The organism is Schlesneria sphaerica, from assembly GCF_044336245.1.
GTDB classification, from domain to species: Bacteria; Planctomycetota; Planctomycetia; order Planctomycetales; family Planctomycetaceae; genus Schlesneria; species Schlesneria sphaerica.
In genome coordinates this window covers 2773460-2796348 of the sequence record NZ_CP172346.1, presented here as the reverse complement: position 1 = coordinate 2796348, position 22889 = coordinate 2773460, and the positions used below count along the sequence as shown (strand labels likewise).

The 22889-nt window shown below is 56.8% G+C and carries 19 protein-coding genes; 14 read left to right on the top strand and 5 right to left on the bottom strand.

The window, feature by feature from the left end; genetic code table 11:
- Window positions 1-132: 132 nt before the first annotated feature.
- From ACGY09_RS10180 to ACGY09_RS10165, 4 genes are all read left to right on the top strand, one after another.
- Complete coding sequence (locus ACGY09_RS10180; protein WP_373650373.1) at window positions 133-1596, top strand: DUF1501 domain-containing protein; 1464 nt, start codon at window positions 133-135, stop codon at window positions 1594-1596.
- A gap of 316 nt (window positions 1597-1912) precedes the next feature.
- Complete coding sequence (locus tag ACGY09_RS10175) at window positions 1913-3151, top strand: hypothetical protein (protein WP_397571457.1); 1239 nt, start codon at window positions 1913-1915, stop codon at window positions 3149-3151.
- A gap of 203 nt (window positions 3152-3354) precedes the next feature.
- Entirely contained in the window at window positions 3355-4605 is a 1251-nt protein-coding gene (locus ACGY09_RS10170; protein ID WP_397571456.1) for a hypothetical protein, read from the top strand.
- Window positions 4606-4655: 50 nt separating this feature from the next.
- Window positions 4656-5837: a M24 family metallopeptidase gene (locus ACGY09_RS10165; RefSeq protein ID WP_397571455.1), complete on the top strand. Its 1182-nt coding sequence runs from the start codon at window positions 4656-4658 to the stop codon at window positions 5835-5837.
- Window positions 5838-5871: 34 nt separating this feature from the next.
- Here ACGY09_RS10165 and ACGY09_RS10160 read toward each other — a convergent pair whose 3' ends face one another.
- Window positions 5872-6408 carry a hypothetical protein gene (locus tag ACGY09_RS10160; RefSeq protein WP_397571454.1) on the bottom strand — a complete coding sequence of 179 codons (537 nt, stop codon included), beginning with the start codon at window positions 6406-6408 and terminating at the stop codon, window positions 5872-5874.
- 333 nt (window positions 6409-6741) lie between these two features.
- On the opposite strand from ACGY09_RS10160, the gene ACGY09_RS10155 reads away from it, so the two are divergent.
- Window positions 6742-7260: a hypothetical protein gene (locus ACGY09_RS10155; protein ID WP_397571453.1), complete on the top strand. Its 519-nt coding sequence runs from the start codon at window positions 6742-6744 to the stop codon at window positions 7258-7260.
- A gap of 154 nt (window positions 7261-7414) precedes the next feature.
- Here ACGY09_RS10155 and ACGY09_RS10150 read toward each other — a convergent pair whose 3' ends face one another.
- Entirely contained in the window at window positions 7415-8341 is a 927-nt protein-coding gene (locus ACGY09_RS10150; RefSeq protein WP_373650378.1) for a sugar phosphate isomerase/epimerase family protein, read from the bottom strand.
- Between the two features lie 390 nt (window positions 8342-8731).
- Between ACGY09_RS10150 and ACGY09_RS10145 the strand changes: the two genes are divergently transcribed.
- Complete coding sequence (locus tag ACGY09_RS10145) at window positions 8732-9442, top strand: lysophospholipid acyltransferase family protein (RefSeq protein ID WP_397571452.1); 711 nt, start codon at window positions 8732-8734, stop codon at window positions 9440-9442.
- A 185-nt stretch (window positions 9443-9627) separates the two neighbouring features.
- On the opposite strand, the gene rpe is transcribed toward ACGY09_RS10145, so the two are convergent.
- The 3 genes from rpe to ACGY09_RS10130 are packed head-to-tail and all read right to left on the bottom strand — an operon-like array spanning window position 9628 to window position 13013.
- Entirely contained in the window at window positions 9628-10329 is a 702-nt protein-coding gene (rpe, locus tag ACGY09_RS10140; protein WP_397571451.1) for a ribulose-phosphate 3-epimerase, read from the bottom strand.
- Window positions 10330-10373: 44 nt separating this feature from the next.
- A complete protein-coding gene (locus ACGY09_RS10135; protein ID WP_397571450.1) occupies window positions 10374-11324 on the bottom strand; it encodes a metallophosphoesterase in 951 nt (316 codons plus the stop codon).
- 27 nt (window positions 11325-11351) lie between these two features.
- Window positions 11352-13013: an NAD+ synthase gene (locus ACGY09_RS10130; RefSeq protein WP_397571449.1), complete on the bottom strand. Its 1662-nt coding sequence runs from the start codon at window positions 13011-13013 to the stop codon at window positions 11352-11354.
- Window positions 13014-13855: 842 nt separating this feature from the next.
- On the opposite strand from ACGY09_RS10130, the gene ACGY09_RS10125 reads away from it, so the two are divergent.
- From ACGY09_RS10125 to ACGY09_RS10090, 8 genes are all read left to right on the top strand, one after another.
- A complete protein-coding gene (locus ACGY09_RS10125; RefSeq protein WP_397571448.1) occupies window positions 13856-14989 on the top strand; it encodes a glycosyltransferase in 1134 nt (377 codons plus the stop codon).
- Window positions 14989-16203, top strand: a complete 1215-nt coding sequence (locus ACGY09_RS10120) for a glycosyltransferase family 4 protein (protein ID WP_397571447.1) — start codon at window positions 14989-14991, stop codon at window positions 16201-16203. Before ACGY09_RS10125 ends, ACGY09_RS10120 begins: the two co-directional genes overlap by 1 nt.
- Before the next feature lie 5 nt (window positions 16204-16208).
- Window positions 16209-17753 (top strand): alkaline phosphatase family protein, encoded by a 1545-nt coding sequence (locus ACGY09_RS10115; protein ID WP_397571446.1) that lies wholly within the window; start codon window positions 16209-16211, stop codon window positions 17751-17753.
- Between the two features lie 546 nt (window positions 17754-18299).
- Window positions 18300-18662, top strand: a complete 363-nt coding sequence (locus ACGY09_RS10110) for a hypothetical protein (RefSeq protein WP_397571445.1) — start codon at window positions 18300-18302, stop codon at window positions 18660-18662.
- A gap of 329 nt (window positions 18663-18991) precedes the next feature.
- Complete coding sequence (locus tag ACGY09_RS10105) at window positions 18992-20290, top strand: ATP/GTP-binding protein (RefSeq protein WP_397571444.1); 1299 nt, start codon at window positions 18992-18994, stop codon at window positions 20288-20290.
- The gene (locus ACGY09_RS10100; protein WP_397571443.1) at window positions 20287-20928 is read left to right on the top strand and encodes an RloB family protein; all 642 of its coding nucleotides are present in this window, start codon (window positions 20287-20289) and stop codon (window positions 20926-20928) included. The genes ACGY09_RS10105 and ACGY09_RS10100 overlap by 4 nt, the downstream gene beginning before the upstream one ends.
- Window positions 20925-21080, top strand: a complete 156-nt coding sequence (locus ACGY09_RS10095) for a hypothetical protein (protein WP_397571442.1) — start codon at window positions 20925-20927, stop codon at window positions 21078-21080. Before ACGY09_RS10100 ends, ACGY09_RS10095 begins: the two co-directional genes overlap by 4 nt.
- Window positions 21081-21494: 414 nt before the next feature.
- Window positions 21495-22862, top strand: a complete 1368-nt coding sequence (locus tag ACGY09_RS10090; protein WP_397571441.1) for a sulfatase — start codon at window positions 21495-21497, stop codon at window positions 22860-22862.
- The last annotated feature ends 27 nt before the right edge of the window (window positions 22863-22889 follow it).

Below are 22889 nucleotides of genomic sequence, written 5' to 3'. Positions count from 1 at the left end.
GCTGAGGAAACGCTGCCGATCGACGTGTCCTTCTGCTGAGAATGACCCGTTGTGACGGAGTAACGCCAGTCATTGCGATTCCCGTTTTTCCCTCCCGTGCTTGCGAAACGAATACGCCAAAGTGAGGCCCGTATGACAATGAACTTTCCCACGAATGGTTTGAATGGGACCCGAAGGCAGTTTCTGGCGACCAACGCCTTTGGGATTGGCAGTTTCGCTCTCGCATCGCTGCTCCGAGATCAGGGATTGCTGGCCGCACCTCCCGGCAAGCCGGCCGAGCACCAGATCAACGACCTCAAGCGTCGCGCACCGCAGGCCGCGCCGCGTGCGACTGCGATGATTTCCATGTTCATGCACGGGGGGCCGGCTCACATGGACTTGCTGGATCCCAAACCCGAACTCAGCAAGCATCACGGTCAGGACTATAACGGCGAGGTTGTGTTCAGCTTTGTTAATCGTGCCAGTAAGAAGCTGTTCGGCAGCCCCTGGAAGTTCAGTGCCCACGGACAATGCGGGACCGAGGTCTCGGAACTCCTTCCGCACACCGCTGATATTGTGGACGATATCTGCGTTGTTCGCTCAATGCATACGGGACACAATGGCCACGAAGTTTCGATTCGTTACTTCCACGGCGGCATTCCCGCGGTGACGGGACGTCCCACGCTGGGAAGCTGGATCGCATACGGTCTGGGCAGTGAGAACCAGAACCTGCCCGCTTACCTGGTTCTGGCTGATCCGGGTGGTCACCCCGTCGACGGAACATTGAACTGGTCGAGCGGATTCATGCCTCCACTGTTCCAAGGTACCGTACTACGGGCCGAGGAGCCACGAATCTTTAACCTCGACCCGCCACCCCGACTTCGCGGGCCACTGCAGCGTCAGAATCTGGACTTCCTGGCTCGTCTCAATCAGCGACATCTGGAACAGCATCCGGGGGAATCGGATCTGGAAGCGCGTATTGCCAGCTATGAACTGGCCGCCGCCATGCAGACCGAAGCCAAGGAAGCACTGGATATTTCTCAGGAACCAGAACACATCCACAAGCTGTACGGCCTGGATCAACCGCATTCCCGTGAATACGGGACTCGATGTCTTATCGCTCGACGACTGGTAGAGCGCGGCGTGCGTTTCGTACAACTCTTCCTCGACGGACAGCCATGGGACAATCACACCGATATCCGCAAGGGCCTGCCGGCTGTCTGTAAGCGAACGGACCAGCCTGCTGCGGCGCTCGTCAAGGATCTCAAACAACGAGGGATGCTCGATTCCACGATCGTGCATTGGGGTGGAGAAATCGGCCGGCTGCCCGTGAGCGAAGGAGAATTGAGCGAAGGGAATGGTCGAGACCACAACGGACAGGGATTCTCGATCTGGCTCGCCGGTGGCGGCTTCAAGCCGGGGATGGCCTACGGCGAGACCGACGAGGTCGGGCACCGCGCTTCGGTCAATGTGGTGACACCTAACGATTTTCAAGCGACGATCCTTCGTCAATTGGGGATCGATCATTCAAAACTGCTCTACCAGTTCAATGGCCGCGAGCAGCAGATCACCGATGGTCGATCGGCACGAGTCGTCTCTGACATCCTGACGAGTTGATGGCGCGGTCTGGCCCCCGAACCGGGAACTGCCGGACAGTGGAAGCGGTTCTCGTCGCTGGCATAAGGCGGCAGTCGGAAGATCGCGCGGCAGCTGATTGTCCCGTTCACAAAGTGTCCGTCGTGTCGACCGAACTTTTATGGTGATCGGCATTCCTCGTTGTGACGGTCAGCCGCAATTATTTACGGCGGCTTTTTGCGGGGCCAGCAGTTCAAAATTCTCTGAACTTGCGATACTTGGCCCCTTTTCTGATACCATTCCCTGAATGGTTGAGTTGTCATTCCCTTTGCGACTTCTCCCTGGAGGAGATCTGATAATGAGTCGATTTCGGTTATTGAAGTGTTCCACGGTACTGGCACTGGCAGCAGCGATTTTCATGCTGTCTGATTTGGCGATGTCCTGTCCGTTCTGCGCGGCGCCCTCTCTGACCTTGTCTGAGCAAGTTGCTCAGGCCGATGCTGTGGTGCTGGCCAAATGGACCGGCGGCCGACCTGCCAATCTTTCCGACGCGGGAACCACGGAACTTGAGGTCATCGAAGTCGTCCACCAGGCTGAAGGGGGGAAACTGGCTCCAGGTTCGCCGATCTCTCTGATTCGTTACCGAACGGCGAAGCCCGGTGATCAGTTCATGCTGTTCGGCACAAAAGTCGACTCGGCCATCGAGTGGGGCAGCCCGCTCGAGGTCTCCAAGGTCGCCTACGAATACATGCGGAATTCTCCCAAGCCGACAGTGGCTGCTGGCGAACGATTGAAGTATTTCCTCAAGTACCTCGAGTCCGAAGACAAGATGATCGGTGATGATGCGTTCGGCGAATTTGCCAATGCCGCCTATGCAGACGTTGCCAAACTCTCGGATGAATTCCCCCGCGAAAAGCTGCGAAAATGGCTGACGTCGAAAGATGTTTCGCCAGGTCGATTAGGGCTGTACGGCATGATGCTGGGGCTTTGTGGTAACGACGAAGATGTCAAGCTGATGCAATCCCGGATCCTCGAACCGACGGATGACTTCCGGCTGGGGATCGACGGGATCATGGGGGGCTACCTCTTGCTCACGGGGGAAAAAGGGCTGGATCTGATCGAAAAAGAAAAGCTCATTAATATGAGCGCCCCGTTCAGTGAAACCTATGCGGCGATCCAGGCGATCCGCTTCATGTGGCAGTACGGCGATGGGAAAATTTCCATTGAACGATTGCGGCAAGCGACACGCCTCCTGCTCGATCGACCCGAATTGGCAGACCTCGTCATCGCTGACCTGTCCCGCATGAAGGATTGGTCCGTGCAGGACAAACTGATGGTCATCTACGACGACGAGACGAGCTTCCCCTCCGTCAAACGGGCAATTGTCCGCTATATGTTGTCGAGCACTAAGGATCTGGGCGAAGCGAAAACGGAAACAGCCGATTCGAATGCTGGCGCTTCGGAACCTTCCAGCGAAAAGACCACAGTCGCTGAACTGCCCGCACACGTCATCAAAGGGCAGAAGTGCCTGGAAGAGCTGGAAAAGAAGGATCCCAAAACTGTCAATGAGGCCAAGCGGTTCTTCCTGCTCAAGTAGCCACGACTCTTCTGCAGCGACAAACCACGCTTCGGGTCTCGACGCGACTGGATGTCGATCCTCCTGATGCGTCGCCGCAGTTTGGATCCCCCAACCGGGTATGACGATGGAATGGATGTGACAGTCGTTCGGAATTCGGCGTTACAGGTCCCGTAATGCTGCTGAACTGGCTCCATGACGAGCCTTCTTGAGTGAGAGTTAAAATGCCACGGACTCGGCAGTTCGTACTCATGGTAGTTGCGACCACCATTACGGCAACGGCCGTATTGATGGCTCACGCCTGCCCTTATTGTCCGCCGACGGATTCCACGCTGAGCGAAAAGCTGGCGGAGTCCGATTCGGCTTGTGTGGTGAAGTTCCTCAACTCCGAAAATGGTGAGGAACTTTCCATGCAGAAAACCACTTTCGAAGTCCTGAAAGCGATCCGCGATTCGCAAAAGGCCAAGCTCGAGCCGAAGATCGTGACACCTTTCGGACTGACTGCCAAAGAGGGAGACCTCTTCCTGTTGATGGGGCAGCTTAAAGAGGACCAGATGGAATGGTCGCTGCCGATCGAAATGGACGAATTGGGCCGCGAGTATGATTACATCCGTAAAGCCCCTTCGCATGAACAACCGCAGGTCGAGCGGTTGGAATACTTTCTCAAGTTTCTGGATCACGAGAACAATGTGATCTCGAATGATGCGTTCTCGGAATTTGCTCAGGCAAAGTACGAAGACGTCGAATTGCTCGCACCGAAGATTTCGCGTTCCCAAGTCAGAAAATGGCTTGAAGATCCCAATCCCCAGCTCATTGTGCGACGAGCTTTCTATGGGATGTTGCTCGGTCTGTGCGGAAATGACGAGGACGCCGATTATCTGCATCAGCGCATCATGGCACCCATCGATCCTACGCAGAATCGGATCGGGATCGAGGGAATGATGGGGGGATACCTGCTGCTGCGAGGCGAGTCGGGACTGCGGGAATTGATGGAACGCAAGCTCGGCTCTCTTGAGGACGAGTTGTCCCCGGATGATCCTCGAATTGCTGATCTGGATGCATTGCGGACGACGCTTATCTTCTTGTGGGACTACCGCCGTCGTCAGTTTGGTGAAGAGACGCTGAAAGCGGCGATGCGGCGTTTTCTGGACCGTTCTGAATTTGCCGACATGGTCGTCGTTGATCTCGCACGCTGGAAGGATTGGGTTCCCCTGGAACGGCTGAAGAACGACTATGGCAAATATCCGTGGGATACCCGTTCTGCGAAGGAAAAGATCGTTGCCTATGCTCTGATGTGCCGGAAAGATGTCCCCGCGGAAAAAGCGGATCAACTGCCAGCACATGCGGTCAAAGCACAATCGTTTCTCGATAGTCTCGACCCCGAATTTGTTCAATCGGTGAAGCGAGGATTGGGAGGTTTTGTACCCCCCGCCAAGCCGTCCAAAACCAAATCGACTGCTACCCCGACCAATTAATATGAAAGCAGGGTGCCTTTCACGGGCTGATCCTGCTGGCGAGAAGAATCATGTTCGACCTGGCCGCGATTCAGTCTGCCGTTCGTGAAAGCCAACTCGATGGGTGGCTGCTGTATGACTTTCGTGGCAGCAATATTCTTGCCCGCCGCATTCTGCAGTTCGGGGATGGGCCTGTTGGCTCTCGACGCTGGATGTACTTCATCCCGGCTCATGGCGAGCCTGTGAAACTCGTTCATCGCATCGAGACCGGTGCGCTGGATCATCTGCCGGGCGACAAACAGATTTATCTGAAGTGGCAGGAATTCGAAGCGGGGGTTGCCAGTCTGATTGCAGGACGATCCCGGGTTGCGATGGAATATTCTCCGCGTAACGGGAATCCCTACATCTCGCGCGTGGATGCAGGCACGGTCGAACTCGTGACGTCCAACGGCTGCGAGGTCGTCCCTTCGGGAGACCTGATTCAGCTCTTTGAAGCCGTCTGGGATGACGACCAGTGGGCCATGCATCTGGAAGCGGGGCAGCACACGGATTCTGCGTTCGCGAAGGCGTGGCGATTCATCGCTGGCGAAGTTCGAACTCGCGGTGAGACAACCGAGGGGGCGGTCCGGGACGTGATCATGGATCACTTTGCCCAGCACGGCCTGACGACCTATCATCCGCCGATTGTGGGAGTCAATGCTCACAGCGGTGACCCTCACTACGAAACCGGTGCGGCACCGATCCGGGAAGGGGATTTCGTTCTGGTTGACCTCTGGGCGAAGCTCGACCGTCCGCGTGCGGTTTACAGCGACCTGACTCGTGTCGGCTTTGTCGGGACGTCGGTTCCTGTGCAATATGAGTCTATCTTCAAAATTGTCGCTGCGGCGCGGGATGCCGCGATTCAGCTCGTGCGGGACCGTTTTGCCGCGGGCCAGAAGTTACAGGGATATGAAGTCGACGACGCCGCGCGAGGCGTGATTGAGCTGGCGGGATATGGCCCGTACTTCGTTCATCGAACGGGACATAGCATCGGTCAGGAGACACATGGCAACGGGGCCAATATCGACAATCTTGAGACTCATGAGACTCGCCTGATCCTTCCTGGATGCTGCTTCTCTATTGAGCCGGGCATTTATCTGCCCGAGTTCGGAATTCGGAGCGAAGTCGATGTGTATGTCGACCGTCAACGGCAGGTCCACGTCACCGCGGGCGAGCTACAAACGTCGGTGATCCCCATTCTGAGCTATGAATGAGGTGTCCTGCCGAGCGACGGCTGCAGACTCGTCATTACTTGTGAGCTTCCATCCTGCCTGCTTGAGTTTCCAGCAATTCCAGAGCTGCGGGCAGCGTCATGTCTGGGGATTCGTCAAAGAGCGTGATGCTTCGATAGGGCGAGCGTTCCAGTCTGACCCCCTTTCGCCGACAGGTCATGGCACGAATGAATCGTCGTTCAATGAAAAAGGCTCCTGGGGAATCCATCAGTCGCTGTGAGAGAGACCCGGTCAGGGAGCGAGCTTCGCCCTGGGTCGGTTCGGCCAGTTGAGTATTCGCCGGACGACGAAGCCAATCCAGAAAGCGGTTATTTGATTGCTCACCCCGGAAAGGCCACCAACCGGGGACGCGGTGGGATGTCACCCCTTCCCACGCCCCATTCAGGCGCCGATGCAATCGGGGCAGAAACATCATCCCTTCGCTGGTCCCCACAAGATCACCATAGTTTGGCAGACGAGGACGTTCGACCCGAACCGGTCCGACCAGCATGAGTGGCGTACCGATGATCCTGTCGAGTAAGTCTGGCTCCAGATCGGGCTGGTCCAGAGTCATGGTTGTGCCACAGTCGGGGCACAACTCGGCGTGGGGTTCTACCCACGAGAGGCATCGCTGGCAAAAAACGATCAAGTTCTGCATGAAAACTGCCGCCGCCAATAGAGGAATGCCTGCAATTATGCTGATTTCGGCGCGAATTATGAAGCCTGTCCTGGTCCTTGGGCAGTCGACCGAGCCCTGTTCGAATGGAACCATCCCCTCCGCCCGGGTTTGAGAAACGGTTCTCCTTTGGTAGTACGTTCATCGCTGTGACTGAGTGGTGACGATTGGCTTGGGGGGGGATGAGTCGCAGACTTGACCCTTGAGCCTGCTTAATCGATCCTGCACCTCATGACGCCGCCACAAACAATTATCGTTGTTCATCCCCGAGAACGCCGCTCGAAATGCACTGTTCATCCCCTCCGCGCGGGGGGCCAGTTTCAGTTCTACAAGCATCCCCGTACTCCACCTGCACTGCCCGGTTACATTCGACTGGGGTTGGGGGGGCCTCTCCTGAGCGATGCCGACCGGGATTGCGGCTTACTGGTTCTGGACGGGACCTGGCGCTGGGTGGAACCCATGGAGCGGCTCGCAGCCACCGTTCCGGTACGAACGCTTCCTCCTCTGGTTACGGCTTACCCGAGGTCATCAAAGGTTCTCGATAATCCCGAAGGGGGGCTCGCCACGATTGAGGCGATCTACGCTGCTTATCGGCTACTCGGTCGTGATACGACGGGATTGTTCGACCACTACCGCTGGGGAGCCGAATTCATTGAAAAGAACAGCCAGTTCTGGCCCCCTGTTCCACCGTGTTTACCGGGCACTCTCGATGTCCCAAGTGTCGTACATCAGGAATCGCCTCTCCCCTAGTGGGAGGGAGGTTTTCATCGGGTCTGAGCCGTACGCCGGGAGGTCAGTCGTTCCGACAATTGCCGGGCAGGCAAACGAGCAGTGTCTGACCGAAGTCAGACACTGCTCGCATGGGTGAGCTGGTCTTCTCAGCGTGAGAAGGGACCGAAATGCCTCACGAGGCGATTTCGTTGTGCACGGTTTCGAGCAGCTTCTTCGTCAGCTTGATCCCTTCGACTTCGCTGTGCTTTGAGCCTTCGTATTCAATCCCGATCCAGCCGCGATATCCGTAGGACAGTACGATCGGAATCATACGGCGGTAGTCGGTCTTCGTTTCGTTGCCCGCTTCATCGAACTCATGGGACTTGGCACTGACCCCTTTGGCGAACGGCATCAGTTCTTCCGTTCCCTTGTAGCGGTCGTAGTTGACGTTGTTGGCAACCCGGAAGTTGCCAAAGTCGGGCAACGTGCCGCAGTTCGGGTTGTTGACCGTGTGAATCGTCGATGACAACCAGGTGCCGTTTGACGAAAGTCCACCATGGTTTTCAACGATCACCCCGATCTGGTGCGTTGCGCCGAACTCGCTCAGGCGTCGCAGTCCGTCGGCGGCGAGCTTCATCTGCTCCCAGTAGCTTCCGCTCGACTGTGCGTTGACGCGGATGGAGTGACAACCCAGGAACTTGGCGGCTTCGACCCACTTCTTGTGGTTGTCGACCGCTTCGAGGCGGCGCTTCTCGTCGGGATCGCCCAAAGCTCCTTCGCCGTCGCACATGATCAGCACGCTGGTCACGCCATGATCGTCAGCACGCTTCTTGAGTTCGCCCAGGTACTTCGTGTCGGTCGCCTTGTCCTTGAAGAACTGATTGACGTATTCGATCCCGTCGATCCCGAATTCGGTCTTGCTGATCTTGGCGAAGTCCAGCGGATCGGCCTTCTTGTCGAAGAATGTACGATGCAGGGACCATTGAGCCAGCGAGATCTTGTAGAGCGGAGCCTTGCCGTCAGCGGCCAGGAGTCCGCGCGTCATTGAGGAGGCGGTTGCCGTCGCGAGCAGGCCTGCGGATGCCGAAAGGAAGCCGCGACGCGAAAGTTGCAGAGTCATTGAGTTCACCTTAAACAGTCAAAAATACGCTGAAAGAGTCATCGCTCGTGATGTCTCTATATCGCATGGATCCCCCTTGCGGAAGGATGTGCGTGGTAATCATTTCAGATGATGGCTGTTGTGGAAACAGGGGAACCACGATTGAGCAGATTGACATTTCCCATTCGCGTGAATTCCTCTAGATTTCCCTGCACGATTTTGCTCGCGGTGAGAGTGGCAGAGTTCGGTCTTATGACGGCGTCAGTAAACCACGTTGCCGGGGACTTCCGTCTGTTGCTCGGCTGACCGCGTAGGATCGTTACTTTCGCAAAGTCAAGTTGTTTACAAGGATGTCGACAACGCAGGGGCCCCGAGTAGGGAACGGCCTTGCGAATCGATGGAGCCCCTCAAGTGAAGATTCGAAGTCGCTGGTTAACCAAATTTGCCGCATTGACCGCTGTGGCGACCTTCCGTCTCCTCTTCTGGACATGCCGTAAAAAGTTCCTGGGCGACGTTCTCGAACAACGCATGGATCCAACGGTCAACGATGAACACTTTGTGCTGAGTGTCTGGCACGATGCCCTGCTGCTGCCAACATTCGCCGCCCCCAAATGGCTGCGGAAGCGATGCTGCTGTCTCGTCAGCCAGCATCAGGACGGTTCCTACCTGGCTGACGCAATGGCCTGGATGGACTACACGACCGTGCGAGGGTCGAGTCGACGAGGTGGTGTCGAAGCACTGAGACAACTGCTGACCGATACGGCAGGTAAGCACATTATCGTCACTCCTGATGGACCTCGTGGACCCCGTCGCGTCATGAAACCTGGTGTCGCGTTTATCGCCTCTCAAACCGGACGTCGACTTTTGCCGGGAGCATTCGTCGTGAAGAACGGGTGGCGAGTGAAAGGGAGCTGGACGGATCTCGTCATCCCAATGCCCTTCACGACGATCTACCTGATTACCGGCCGTCCTGTCTCGATTCCTCAGGACACCCCACGTTCTCAACTGACCCAATATGTCGCCGCTGCTCAACAGGCGATGGACGAGATAAATGAAGAGGCCGAGCGTCTTGCGGGTCGCAATTCGCCGCAATCGGCGTTTCCTTCTGTGAAAGCGGCCTGAGCCACGAAAGTAACCCTCGGTTATTAAGCTCTCGATCAGAGCAGTCGTTCCCCGTTTGTGAACGAGTCAATCCTGGTCCTGATAACTGATCACTGTCAGGACGAGGGCCAATTTTTCAAATAGCGACTTCCTTCTGATCGCGACCGTCTGGCGGTTGTCGCAGACGGCACAAGATGCCAAGTTCCCTAGCCGTTCTCTGGAGCAGGGGATGTCGCCGCTACTGCCAGTTGCGTCAATTGATCAATGGCCGATCGGTAATCGGTTTCATCGAAGATCGAACTTCCTGCGACAAAGATCTGACAACCTGCCTCTGCGGCAGATGCGATCGTAGGGCCTGCAATTCCACCATCGATCGAAATCAGCGTCTGAGGTGACACCAGGGTTCGCAGCGTGCGGACTTTCTCAAGCACTTCAGGCATGAACTTCTGACCGCCGAATCCTGGTTGAACGCTCATCACCAGCACCAGATCACATTCGGCGAGATAGGGTTCGATCTGGGCCACTGGAGTTCCCGGATTGATTGCCAGCCCTGATTGCAGTCCGGCGGCCCGGATTCGCTTCAGCAGGTCTGACGGGTCTGGAACGGCTTCAATATGGATGGTGATCGCGTCGCATCCCGCCTTGACGTAGTCGTCCAGGTACTTGGCGGGATCGCTGATCATGAGGTGTGCGTCGAAGAACGCTTTGGTTCTTGCCCTGACACTCGCAATTACCATCGCTCCATAGGAAAGGTTCGGGACAAAATGCCCGTCCATCACATCCCAGTGCACCCAGTGAGACCCCGCGGAGACCAGTCGATCGATTTCGCGGTTCAAGTCACCAAAATCGCACTTGAGCATCGAAGGAGCGATGATCGGAGGCTTATAGAGTTCGAGGGAAATCGACATGTTTTTCTCGCATGATTTCTGGCTGACCCGTCGACGTATCTGAATCAGGCCGATTCTTCTCTGACCAGTCGAAAGACCGTCAGTTCGGGCCTGACGTTGATTCTGACTCTCATACTATGCCCCAGCGCTCGATTAACATAGAGGTGCCGACCGTCCTCCAGCGGAATTTCCCCAGCGGCATATCTCTTATTGCCGATCGGCAAGATCGGAGGGCCAAAGCAGGGTGGCTTAACTTGGCCACCGTGCGTATGTCCCGACAGGATCCAGCCGCGATAGTCATACCAGACCGGTAGATCGGCGACATCCGGATTGTGGCACAGGATCAGTGTCGGCAGGCTGAAGTCCGAGTCAGCGAGGACTCGCGGTCCGCCGAAATTGGGGCCCCAGTAATCATCAAACCCCACGATCTGCAGACCCCTCACAAACTTCGAGCGGTTTCGCAGAATCTGGATCCCGGCGTCTTCTGCTATTTGAGCAACGACGCTGGCGGCAGAGAGATCGTTCCACTGGAGTCCATAATCGTGGTTGCCCAGGATTCCCAGTGTGGCGAGTTTGCCCTGCGGAAAATGCTTCAGCACACGCTCCATCTTCTCGATCGGCAGGCTGCCGTCCCGGTGCAGCGTCAGGAAGTCACCTGTAAACACCACGAGGTCGGGAGCCCATTCCGACACTTGTTGAAACGCCTGTATCAGAAATCGGTCATCGACCTCGTGCCCGATGTGAACGTCACTGATCTGTACCAGCGTCCGATTTTCCAACTCGGCGGGAAGACCTCGGATGGGAAGCGGGCGATGAACCACTTCAATCCAGTGCGGCTCCACGTGCAAGGAGTAATAACCGACCCCCGCGGTACCCGCGACGAACGACCCAGCCACCCGTTTCAGCCAGTGACGACGCGTCACCGGGGGAGCCTGACGACTGGAATCCGCAGATGAAATGTCGTGGTTTACGGGCATCGATCCCTCGTGGTCTCGCGGCTGGTGGTAATACTCCATCAAGACTCGCTCCATAGCCGCCGAGGATTACTCGATCTCAAAGCGAGCCGCCATGGGCATGCGCCGGCCACTACCGAAGGCTCGGGCCGAAAGCTTGATTCCTGGCGGCATCTGACGGCGCTTGTATTCGTTCCGGTCGAGTTTTTTCGCGACCCAGCGGACTGTTTCGATCGGGAAGGATTTCCCCACGGTTGCCACCGATTCCTCTCGCTCGATCAGGCCCTCGAGGATCCCGTCCAGGATGGGATAAGGGGGGAGCGAATCCTGGTCGAACTGATTCGGGGCCAGTTCGGCACTGGGGGCTTTGACGAGGACGTTCCGGGGAATGACTTCGCGTTTTTCGCGAACGTCGTTGATGTAGTGACAGACGGCGTAAACGTCCCGCTTCAACAAGTCCGCCAGCACGGCGAAGCCTCCGGCCATGTCGCCGTAGAGGGTACAATATCCGACCGCCAGTTCGCTCTTGTTTCCAGTCGCCAGCGGCAGCCAGCCATAGTGATTGCTTCGCACCATCACGATTGCGCCGCGGATACGGGCCTGAAGATTCTGATCGGCAAGTCCAGCAGGGGCCGCAGCCAGATCCGCACCGATGATCGCCAGAGATTCGTAGGCCTTGTGAACTGCGTCGATCGGAACCACTTCGGCATTGATTCCCAGTCGCGTAGCCAGTGCTTCGGCGTCATCGACACTGTGTCCGGTGCTGTAGCGGCTGGGCATCATGATTCCGTGTACGTTGCTCGCACCACAGGCCTCGGCAGCGATATAGGCTGCCAGTGTGCTGTCAATCCCTCCGGACAGTCCAAGCACACAGCCGGTGAATCCCGACTTCTGCATGTAATCCTTCAGGCCCAGAATCAGCGCATCCAGCAGTTGCGCCGGGACGGGGGCCGCTTCCACGGCAATGGGGGAGCACAGTTGATCGAGGTCGATCAACTGCAGGTCTGGCGCGAACCCTTTCAGTTGCTGAACGACTCGCCCCTGGGCGTCCAGAACAATACTGTTGCCATCGAAGACCAGATCATCGTTTCCACCGACTTCGTTGACGAAGAGAAATGGGACCTGGTGCCGATTGACATGCCGTTTGAGGATCGCCTCGCGCCGTGAGGCCTTGTTCACTTCAAACGGGCTGGCCGAAACATTGATCAGGACATCAATCCCACCGGCAGCCAGTTCTGCGATTGGATCCGGGTAGCTGATCGGGTCGGTATGGTGGAAGGTATCACGCTCACCCCACCAGGCGTCTTCACAAATATGCAGCCCCATTCGCAGGCCGCGAAATGTGACGGGAGCAATCCGGTCTGTCGGTCGGAAGTAACGTCGCTCATCGAATACGTCATAGTTGGGAAGGAGTGACTTCTGTACTGTGGCGACGACTTTGCCGTTCTCCAGGAGACTGGCGGCGTTCGCAATCCGGTCTGCCGGGACATTCCACTCGGTGGGGTGGCCGACAATCAGTCCCACTCCCGCAGGAATCTGCCTGGCCAGCTTCTCGACGGCCTGATCACAGGCGGCAGTGAACCCTTCGCGCAGCAGCAGGTCCTTGGGGGGATACCCTGAAATGACCAGTTCCGAACAGACCACCAGGTCTGCCCCCATCGCCACAGCTCGCTCGGTCGCTTCAACGATGAGACGACAATTGCCGGTGATATCCCCAACTGTGGGGTTCAGTTGAGCGAGAGCGATTTTCATTTCGGGAGCTTTCCACTTGAGATTTCACGCAAACGATTTCTATTTGATTTGTTACATCATTCGACACACCAAGTCGAGAGGGTGTCAGTCCGAAAATACCGCAGTGTGACTGCGCCGGATCCCGGACATTCCTGAGTCAGGTCGGATCCGACCTGCTCCCTGGAGGAGTGTTACCAACCGGCCGTGTCGGAGGGCACCCGGCTGATGTATCCCCCGCAATTCGCACGTCAATGACAGCCGCGTATTTCCTGGTGGAAATCCTCCCGCGCAGTTTGCGATGTCGAAATGCGCGCTGCACATCTTTGAGCACCTTGAGCATCTAATTGCAGAAACCGCTCTTTTTCAGGGGTTTCCATTAGATGCTCAAGGTGCGCAAGCGTGAGCATCTTGAGCACCTAATCAAGCGGACCTTGCCTGCATCGTGGCGCAGATGTTCGGGCGTCTTGGCAATACCGTCCCCGCCACTGCAACGCAGCTTCCTCCGCAACGCAGACCGCAATGCAACGAGCATGATCCAGCTTTCCCTTTCAGAGTTGCGACAAAATAGCGACAAGAATAGATGGATAATACGGAGGCGTGGGGTATGCGTCAAGATGATTTGTCGTAAGGCGCCAGACTGAATCCATTGGTGGGAGTGTATACCTGTACTCATGGCACTGTTTCGCGATCGCACTTACGAGACTCGTTGTGCGTCATAATCATTACAACCGTACGCTCGCGCGTGTCCTTTCAGTCGTTCACGGAAATGATAATTGACTGTTCGGCTGTTTGATTTTTACGGTGGCAGAAACAGGCGTTTAGTTGTGCAGGGGTACGAGGTGATGGGGCGGGGAATCATCATATTGAGCATCTTTGACTGGTGGTCCCATTCCCACGGTCATTCCGATATGCAGCTTGCCCGGGTGCTGGCAAAGTCTCATCCGGTTCTGTTCGTGAACAGTATCGGAATGCGGTCCGCCAAACGGAGTCTGGGGGGATCGCTGATCAAACGGATTGGCCGCAAGCTCCGGAGCATGTCGCGGATTGCTTCCCGGCCAATTCCTGAACTGGATCTGGTTGTCTATACGCCCCTGTTCTGGCCCGCCTATTCCGGACTGCTGGGGAAGTTTAATAACGGCGGTCTGCGATCGCAGATTCAGTACAACGCGCGACGACTGGGGTTCGATCGCCCTCTGGTCCTGATCACGCTGCCCACATTTGCCGATCTGGCGCTGTCACTGGACCGCAGCGCTTTGTTGTACAACCGCAGCGATCGTCACGCCGATTTCCAGTACTCGGACCACAACGTCGTCGCGGCCAAGGAAGAGTTACTGTTTCGCAAATCCGACGCCGTCTTGTACGCCAGTCGTTCGCTGTATGAAGCAGAGATGGGACGCGCGACCGGTCGTTCGGTTTACATTGGTCACGGTGCAGACCTCGACCATTTCTGTCCCGAGGGACCCATCGCGGAGGAGTTTCAGGCGATTCCCGCACCGCGAGTCGGTTTCTTTGGAGACCTGCGCGAACACGCAATCGATTTTCCATTGCTGGAAAACGTCGTGCGGGCCATGCCTCACGTCCAGTTCATCCTCGGGGGCACGCAACTGGATGACCTCTCGGCCTTGCGTCGACTTCCCAACATCCAGTTCTTTCCTGCCTGTCCCCATGAAAACATGCCTGCGCGCTGGCGAGCCCTGGATGTCGCAATTCTGCCGTACAAAGTGACTCCCTGGACTCAGGCCATCGAGCCGATCAAGTTGAACGAAATTGCTGCAACGGGACTTCCTGCGGTTGGTACGCGCCTGCCCGCATTCGAGGACCGGGGCATCGCCATTGCCGAAACGGGCGAGGAATTCGTCCAGGCTATCTCCCGCGCTTTGAAACGCTCAGACCCGGTGCGTGCTGCCGCTGGCGAATTACGTCGCTGGGAAAGTATTGCTGAGCAGATCGAAGAGATCGCGGCGGACGTCTCACCAGTTTGTACAGGGGCTCCCTGATGCCTCATTCGAGAGAAGACCGCTTACACCTGGGCGTGATTGGAGCACGCGGGATCGGAGCTCTTCAAGGAGGGATTGAGCGGTACTGCTCCGAATTCTACCGCCACCTTCCCGCCGACCGATTCAAGATCACCATCTTCGTGCGGAAACCGTCGAAGGGTCTGGAAGACTGTAAGAACATCAACCTGGTTCGAATCCCGATTCTGAAATCCAGCAGCCTCGAAACCCCCCTTTACTCCATGATGGCTGTGCTCACCGCCTACGCGATGGGGGTCAAGGTGATTCACGTGCATGGCCTCAGTTCGTGTCTTCCCCTTCCGTTGGCGCGACTACTGGGCCTGCGGATCATCGTCCGCCATATGGGGGCCGAGTACGACCGTGTCAAATGGAACTTTCTGGCCAGACGCATACTGAAGTTGGGCGAGTATTTCTGTGCCCGCTACGCGGAATCGGTTGTCTGCCTGAACTCGGATATTGCGGAAAAATTTGCGGCCGCCACGGGACGTCGCGATAGTGTGGTGATTCCCAACGGGGTGAGCCCTCCCTGTGACGAAGCGGCGGAAAAACTTCCCGAGAACCTGGCGATTTCACCAGACTCGTATGCACTGGCGGTTGGTCGATTCGTCCCCGAGAAGAATTTTCATCAACTGATTTCCGCGTTTCTGACCGCCAGGCTTCCCTCATCTGCAAAGCTGGTGCTTGCTGGCGAGCCCGATTACCCCGGACCTTATGCGCGGCTGATAGAAAGCCTGTGCCAAGGGCACGAAGACCGCATCCTGCGAGCCGGGGTCGTATGCGGTGACGAATTGGTTGCCCTCTATCGTCATACCCGGCTGTTTGTCCTGCCGTCGTCGCACGAGGGAATGTCTTTCTCTCTCCTTGAGGCAGGCATCTCGGGCGCGCGACTGGTGGTCAGTGATATCCCCAGCAACAAAGAGGTTTGTCAGAATTTCGGGCGTCTGTTCCCGGTCGATTCTGAGGACGGATTGCGGGACGCCCTGGAGCAGGAATGGGTACGACCCCATTCGCAGAGAGACGTTGATGCGCAAATCGCGGAGTTCAGGCGGCGGTTTGACTGGCGTCAGGTGGCCAGTGCGACGGCGCCGTTACTGGCGGGGTCATCGAGAGTGTTGAAACAAAGTGAAGTCGAGTTGGTACAACCAGAGTTCCCACAATCGGCCGATGCGAAGGAACCTGCGAGAGAAGGGGTTTAAAAACTATGAGCCGAGTTATGGTGCTCGCTCTGTCCGAGGCCTCACCCGAACTGGTCCAGCAATTCTGTGATGCGGGGGTGATGCCGAATTTGTCCCGACTGATGAAGCGAGGATTGAGCGGGCATACGCGCTATTCCATTCCTTATCTGCTGACACCGCAGATGTGGGCGACGATTCTGACCGGACGCCGTGCCGGCAGTCATGGCGTTTTCGACTATTGGCAACGGCAGGACGGAGGCAAGTTCCTCGAAGTCCATGGTTCCGACGTAAAAGGCCCCAAATTGTGGGATGTCCTCGCCAGCAATGATCTGCCATCAGGCTGGGTCAATGTCCCGATGACATATCCACCGCCGAAGATTCCCGGTTTCACATTGTCCGGTCAGGATGCTCCCGGAGCGCATCCTTCCATTTCACACCCGCGCGAGCTGTTTCAAGAACTGACCAGCAGTCTGGGGCGGTATCATCACAAAGATATCTTTCCCGGGGGGCAGGGCAAGGCGACGTACGGTGAACTGCTTCCGCACGAGACGGTCTGGCAAAAATCCCTGCTTGAGCAGTTGGTTCACCGCGACGACTGGCGATTTCTGTTTGCCTACAACAGTGGCAGTGCCTTTGCACAGCACTATTTCTGGAAAGACATGGAGGAAAAAGGGAGCGTCACAGAGAAAGTTGCCGAGAAAACGTTTGCAGCCGCGGACGTGTTGATCGGCTCATTGATGAAAGCTCTCGAACCGACAGACACATTATTTGTGATTTCGGAATGCGGCGCGGGTCCGATCAAGGCGGGCGTTCGCCTGCAGAACTGGCTCGAGCAGAATGGATTCCTGGCTCGTACCGAAGGTCGCAAAGGGCCGTCGGCGACAGCCCGCCTGCTGACCAGTATCCGGACCAACGCGCAGCGCTATCTGCCCCGGAGTCTGTTCTTCTATGCGAATGCGATGCCCTTTAAGCAGTGGGTGCTTCGCCGGATCGCACACGATCATATTGACTGGTCGCGGACGCGAGCCTACCACCGCGGCAAGGGCGAGGGGAACATTTACATCAACCTCGCCGGGCGTGAGCAGCACGGGATTGTCAGGCCCGAAGAGTATGAGCCACTTCGCGATGAACTGATCACCGCCCTGCGGAAGCTGACTGATCCTGAAACGGGTGAATCGGCCGTGATCGATGTTCACCGCCGTGAAGCGCTGTTCGGCGATCAGGGAGTGGAAATGGCACCGGATCTGGTGATCGAGTGGCGGGACGCTCGTTATATGCCCGCCGAAACGCTTTCCGCAGACCAAGAGATCTTTTCCGAGCGCGTCCGCGAGTTCATGACGTGGCCCACCAGCGGCAGCCATCGCCCGGAAGGATTATTCGTTGCGGCCGGCCCGAATATCCGTCCCGGCAAGCTCGAAAAGCCAGTCGAACTCGTTGACCTCGCACCGACCTGGCTGCACGCGCTCGGATGCCCGGTCCCTGCGTCCATGAATGGATCCCCCCGAGTCGACCTGTTTCAGCAGGTCCATAACCCCGCTGCAGATCCTGCTGAACTGATCGCCCAGACGTGATCTGACGTGCATCCCCGCCAGAACATCAGCGGGGCCGATTTCCGTGTGCCCCAGAAGCTCCGTCGAGCGTCTGGGGCACATAGTCACAACAGGGGTTACGGATCGACGCTCGTTGTCCTGGAACCTGGTAACTGGAATGCGCCGCTAAGTCCGGCAGGTTAGTCTGTCCAACCGGCGACCTTCAGACGTTCTGCGTTTCAACCGTTCGATGGCAACTTTCCTGTTGTGATTTCCCATCGCAAGGGCGAATGGGGTCTTCAGTGGCACGCCGTTATTGAGGCGTGAAAAGTTCCACATTCTCAATACCTGAACACATCTTCCGTATTGCAGAATTGAGGTTTGTACCGCACAGTGGCAGGATGTCGAACGCAGACGATCAGCCCATCTTTGATTTTCACGTCATCCGGTTTACGTCTCGAAACACAATCTGAGTTGAATCCCATCCGGCATGGCCCTGTTGCGCTGCAATAGCCGTTGCTGTGTCCGGTGCGGTCCAGCCCAACGCTCATGTGGGTCGAACGAGTTCATGTCCCGCGAGGTAGTACAATGAGTGATCTCCAGAAGCTTGGAAGCTTCGTTCTTTGCTTGATTGCGACGGTCCTTCCCTTCGCGATGCACACGGTTGGGGCAAGTTATGGGACGGCGTCGGGAGCCATGATGGGACTGAGCATCGGATGTCTTGCCTCGTTGGCGCTCTTCTGGCTCGTTGTCTTCCAGGTACCGAACCGGGACGTTCATCAAACGATGGCGGTCTCATTGGCTGGCGCCGTCGGGCCTCTGATCAGCGAGATCACCGTGGGCTCGCGGGAATTTGAAACCCTTCGAACCGTCAATTTCCTGCTGCTGATCGTCCTGGCCGTCTCGATCCTGTGGGCCTTTTCTGCAAGCGATCAGGAAACCTTGCTGTAGTCCATGGAATAAGCGGCTGGCTTGTGTCCGTTGATAGTGAGCCTGGCAGATAGAAAGCGTTTTTCGTCAGACGCTGCTCGTGGCATTCAATCCCACCTGGTCTGTGGCACCGGGCTACTTTAAGTCGCCCGCGAGTAAGACCATCGGTATTCAGGCAAGTGCCGCTCAGCCGATTGACACTCGACTGCAAAGTCCGATTGAACTTCAGGTTGTGAGTCTTGCGATTGTTTCGCAAAGTCGGTGTTAAACCCGTGTTTAATGTCGCTTTGCGTGGGCTTTTCTCGCATAATTGGATTAAAGCGGTTTTGCGGCAGGAGAAAGGCCCCAGTATGCTTATCGAATTCCGCGTCGAGAATCATCGATCGCTCCGGGATGAGCAGGCGCTCTCGATGGAGGCGGCACGCATCGGAGATGAGACTGATAGCAGGCCGAGGGAAGTCCCGAATCAATCGATGAAGCTTCTTCCCGTCGTCGCAATTTACGGGGCTAACGGGAGCGGAAAGAGCAACGTCCTTGCCGCGCTCACGTATATGAAAGAAGCAGTGAATCTTTCTCATCGCTTGTGGGGGCCTGATGAAGGAGTTCCGAGGGAACCCTTCGCTTGGGGCCAAAAGCGGGAAGAGCTCTCGCTTTTCGAAGTTCAGATGATCATTGAAGGGATTCGCTACCAGTACGGATTTCTGTGCAACGACGTTGCCTTTGTTGAGGAGTGGATTTACGCCTGGCCTAACGGGAAGAAGCAGATCTGGCTTGAGCGTGAGGGAGATCAGTTCAAGTTTGGTGAGAATCTCAAAGGCGAGAATAAGGTGATCGAAGGGGTGACGCGTCCGAACGCTCTCTTTCTTTCGGCGGCCGCCCAACTCCGACACTCCCAGCTATGGCCGCTTTTCTCGTGGTTCGGGTCAATTCACTCGCTCAATCTGACGGGCGGCCCGGCAGCTCCGCGTCGGGTCCTTTCCACTCAATATCGTGACGAGCGAGAGCTCGTCGAAATGCTCGACGAATCCAGCGAGGGTCGGCAACGGACTCTGTTCGACGAAGATCCACCGGAGTCCGTACTCAACCAGTTCAAAGCGATGCTTCAAGCGGCCGATATCGGCATTGTTGACGTGAGACTCAATCGCGATGAATTGACCGGCGCCGGAAGGCCGCTTCGTGGAAGCCGGTTCCAACTCAAGCATCAGTCCGAATCGGATGATGCGTGGCTGCCGTTGGAGCAAGAGTCGGGGGGGACGAGAACGCTTTTCCGGCTGGCGTTTCCGATCCTGCGGTCGCTTCGAACCGGTTCAACGCTGCTTGTCGATGAGCTTGAGTCGAGCATGCACCCGATGCTGGCCGATCTGATCGTGAGGCAGTTCAACGATCCTGAGATCAATAAGCGGAATGCCCAGCTCATCTTTTCGACGCACGACACGAATTTGCTGGGGACACTGGTCGGCGAACCGGCGCTGAGACGGGATCAGGTCTGGTTGACCGAAAAAGATGCTCGCGGCGCAACCGTCCTTTATCCACTTACGGATTTCAAGCCGCGCAAGGACGAGAACATTGAGCGTGGGTATATCCAGGGGAGGTATGGGGCCATCCCGTTCTTGGGGGACTTCCGTTTTCCTGCCGGAGATGTCGAATGAAGGGCCCTAACCGCAATCGAAAACCGGGGCGAAGGGAGCCCTTTCGAGATCCCAGGCCGACGGTGCTTGTCTTTTGCGAGGGCGAGAAAACCGAGAAGCAGTACCTCGAAAAATTCGCTCGTTACCACAAGAACGCACTGATGAAGTTGGAGGTCGCCAAGGAAACAGGGGTACCATTCTCGTTGGTAAAGTTTGCGAGTCAGTACAAACGCGAGATCGAGAAGAACGCTCGACGTCAGAAAGATCAGAACATTGCATTCGATTCGGTCTGGTGTGTTTTTGACATCGATGATCATCCTCGTGTTTCCGATGCGAAGGAAATGGCGGCAGCGAACGGCATCCGCTTGGCGATTTCTAACCCTTGCTTTGAACTGTGGCTCGTCCTCCACCTGACCGACAGTCCCGGGATGCAGCACCGCGACAACGTGCAAAGCCTGCTTGAGAGCCTTGATTCGAACTACGACAAGGACGTCAAGCAGGTCGATTTTCCACGCTACGTGCATGGATACAAGCAGGCGGTCACGCGGGCCACGCGACTCGACGCTCTTGCCCTCTCCGTGGGAACTCCTGGTCACAACCCGACGACCAATGTCTACGAACTGACGGAACTGATTCTCAGCGGCGGGAAAGGAGAATGATGTTTACCACTGACGGGGCGTGCGATGAGCGTGCTGTCCGTCAGCCGGTGGATGGCCGGGAGGATCCTCTGAACGACTGGATGATGAAGGAGAGGATTGAACTGCAGGTGGCTCGCCGCAGATACGCAACAGGCGGTAGTATCAAGTATTGAGTGGCTCGCGGCTGTTCGCCTGAAGGAGCAATGTGGAGCAAGGTTCTCCGACTCCTTCCCACGGCAGTCGGAAGAAACTCGACAACTTTAGTCTTTCCAGTGATTGCTCCGCGGAAAACTCTGCGTCTGTGCGTGGCTCAACTTCATCACCTCAGGTTTGTCTCGGCCAGTTGGAAACGATCGGCGCTCGTGTGGACTTCGCGGTATATTGCGGAGTCGATGTCGCGTGCAACGTCCGATGTGGTGTCTGGATTAATTTGCCGAGCCGATCGTCTCTGTCGTGAAGGTCGTAAATTCTGCGAGTCCCTGGAGAACAGGTTTACTTACGCTACGGCTGTGAGTGGTTTCATGCGAAGATCTGTCGATTGGATGTATTGCCTGGCTGTTCTTGTACTCGCGTGGTGAGTTGAACAAATGGTGTTTCGCGCTCTTTCGCTGCTGGGGCTTTTCACAGTTTGTTTATTCGCGCTGAGGACGCTGGAGGGGGCGGAGCGTCCGAACGTGATCGTCATTCTGGTGGATGATCTGGGGCGAGGCGACTACTCGGGGTTTGGAACTCCGGACATCTTGACCCCGGCGATCGACCGGCTGGGGCGCGAAGGGATGACGTTCAACAACTTCTATGCAAATTCGTGCGTCTGCTCGCCGACTCGGGCTGCTTTACTGACGGGGCGCTATCCGGATCAGGTGGGGGTGCCGGGTGTCATCCGGCATACGGTCGATAATTCCTGGGGCTGGCTGGATCCTGCTGCCGTCCTGTTGCCGCAGTCGTTGAAAGCAGCGGGCTACCACTCGGCCCTGATCGGCAAATGGCATCTTGGTCTGGAGTCACCCAACACGCCGACAGAGCGCGGCTTTGATGACTTTCATGGGTTCCTCGGCGACATGATGGATGACTATTGGACTCATCTGCGAGGCGGCCAGAACTTCATGCGGCGGAATCGCGAGGTTATCGATCCTCAGGGACATGCGACTGATCTGTTCACGGAATGGGCCTGTGACTATCTGACGGGGCGGGCGGCAGTGCGGGATGCGTCCGGGCAGGCCGTTCCGTTTTTCCTGTATCTTGCCTACAACGCGCCCCATGATCCGATTCAGCCGCCGGTGGAATGGGTCGAAAGGGTTCGGCAACGCGTCCCGGGAATCGCGGACAAACGAGCCTCACTCGTCGCACTGATTGAACACCTGGATTCCGGGATCGGTCGCGTGCTCGACCGGCTGGAAAAGTTGCATCTGTCAGAAAATACACTGGTCATCTTCACCTCCGACAACGGCGGGGTTCTCGGTCATGGTGCGGTGAACGGGCCGTGGCGAAGCGAGAAGCAACACATGTACGAAGGGGGGCTACGTGTCCCCGCGATGGTCCGCTGGCCCGGTCGTATTGCGGCAGGGAGCCGGACGGACCGGATCGCCTTGACGATGGACATCTTCCCGACGGTGTTGGACGCGGCCGGGGTCGAAGCTGTTCCGGTCGCGGAGGGAATCAGTTTTCTGCCGACCCTGGTCGGTCAGGTCCAGGAGAACACCACGCGTGACCTGTATTTTGTTCGTCGCGAAGGAGGTCCCCCCTACGGAGGAAAGACGATCGAAGCACTGATTCGAGGCGATTGGAAGCTGATTCAGGACAGTCCGTTTAAGCCATTGGAACTTTACAATCTCAAATCCGATCCGGGTGAAACCACGAATCTGACCTCGCAGGAACCGCGGGTCTATCAAGAACTCTCGGCGGCGCTGCGGCGTCACATCCAGCAGGCAGGCAGAATCCCCTGGCAAGAGCCTTGAACAACCCGTTCAAAGCCGAGTTTCGAC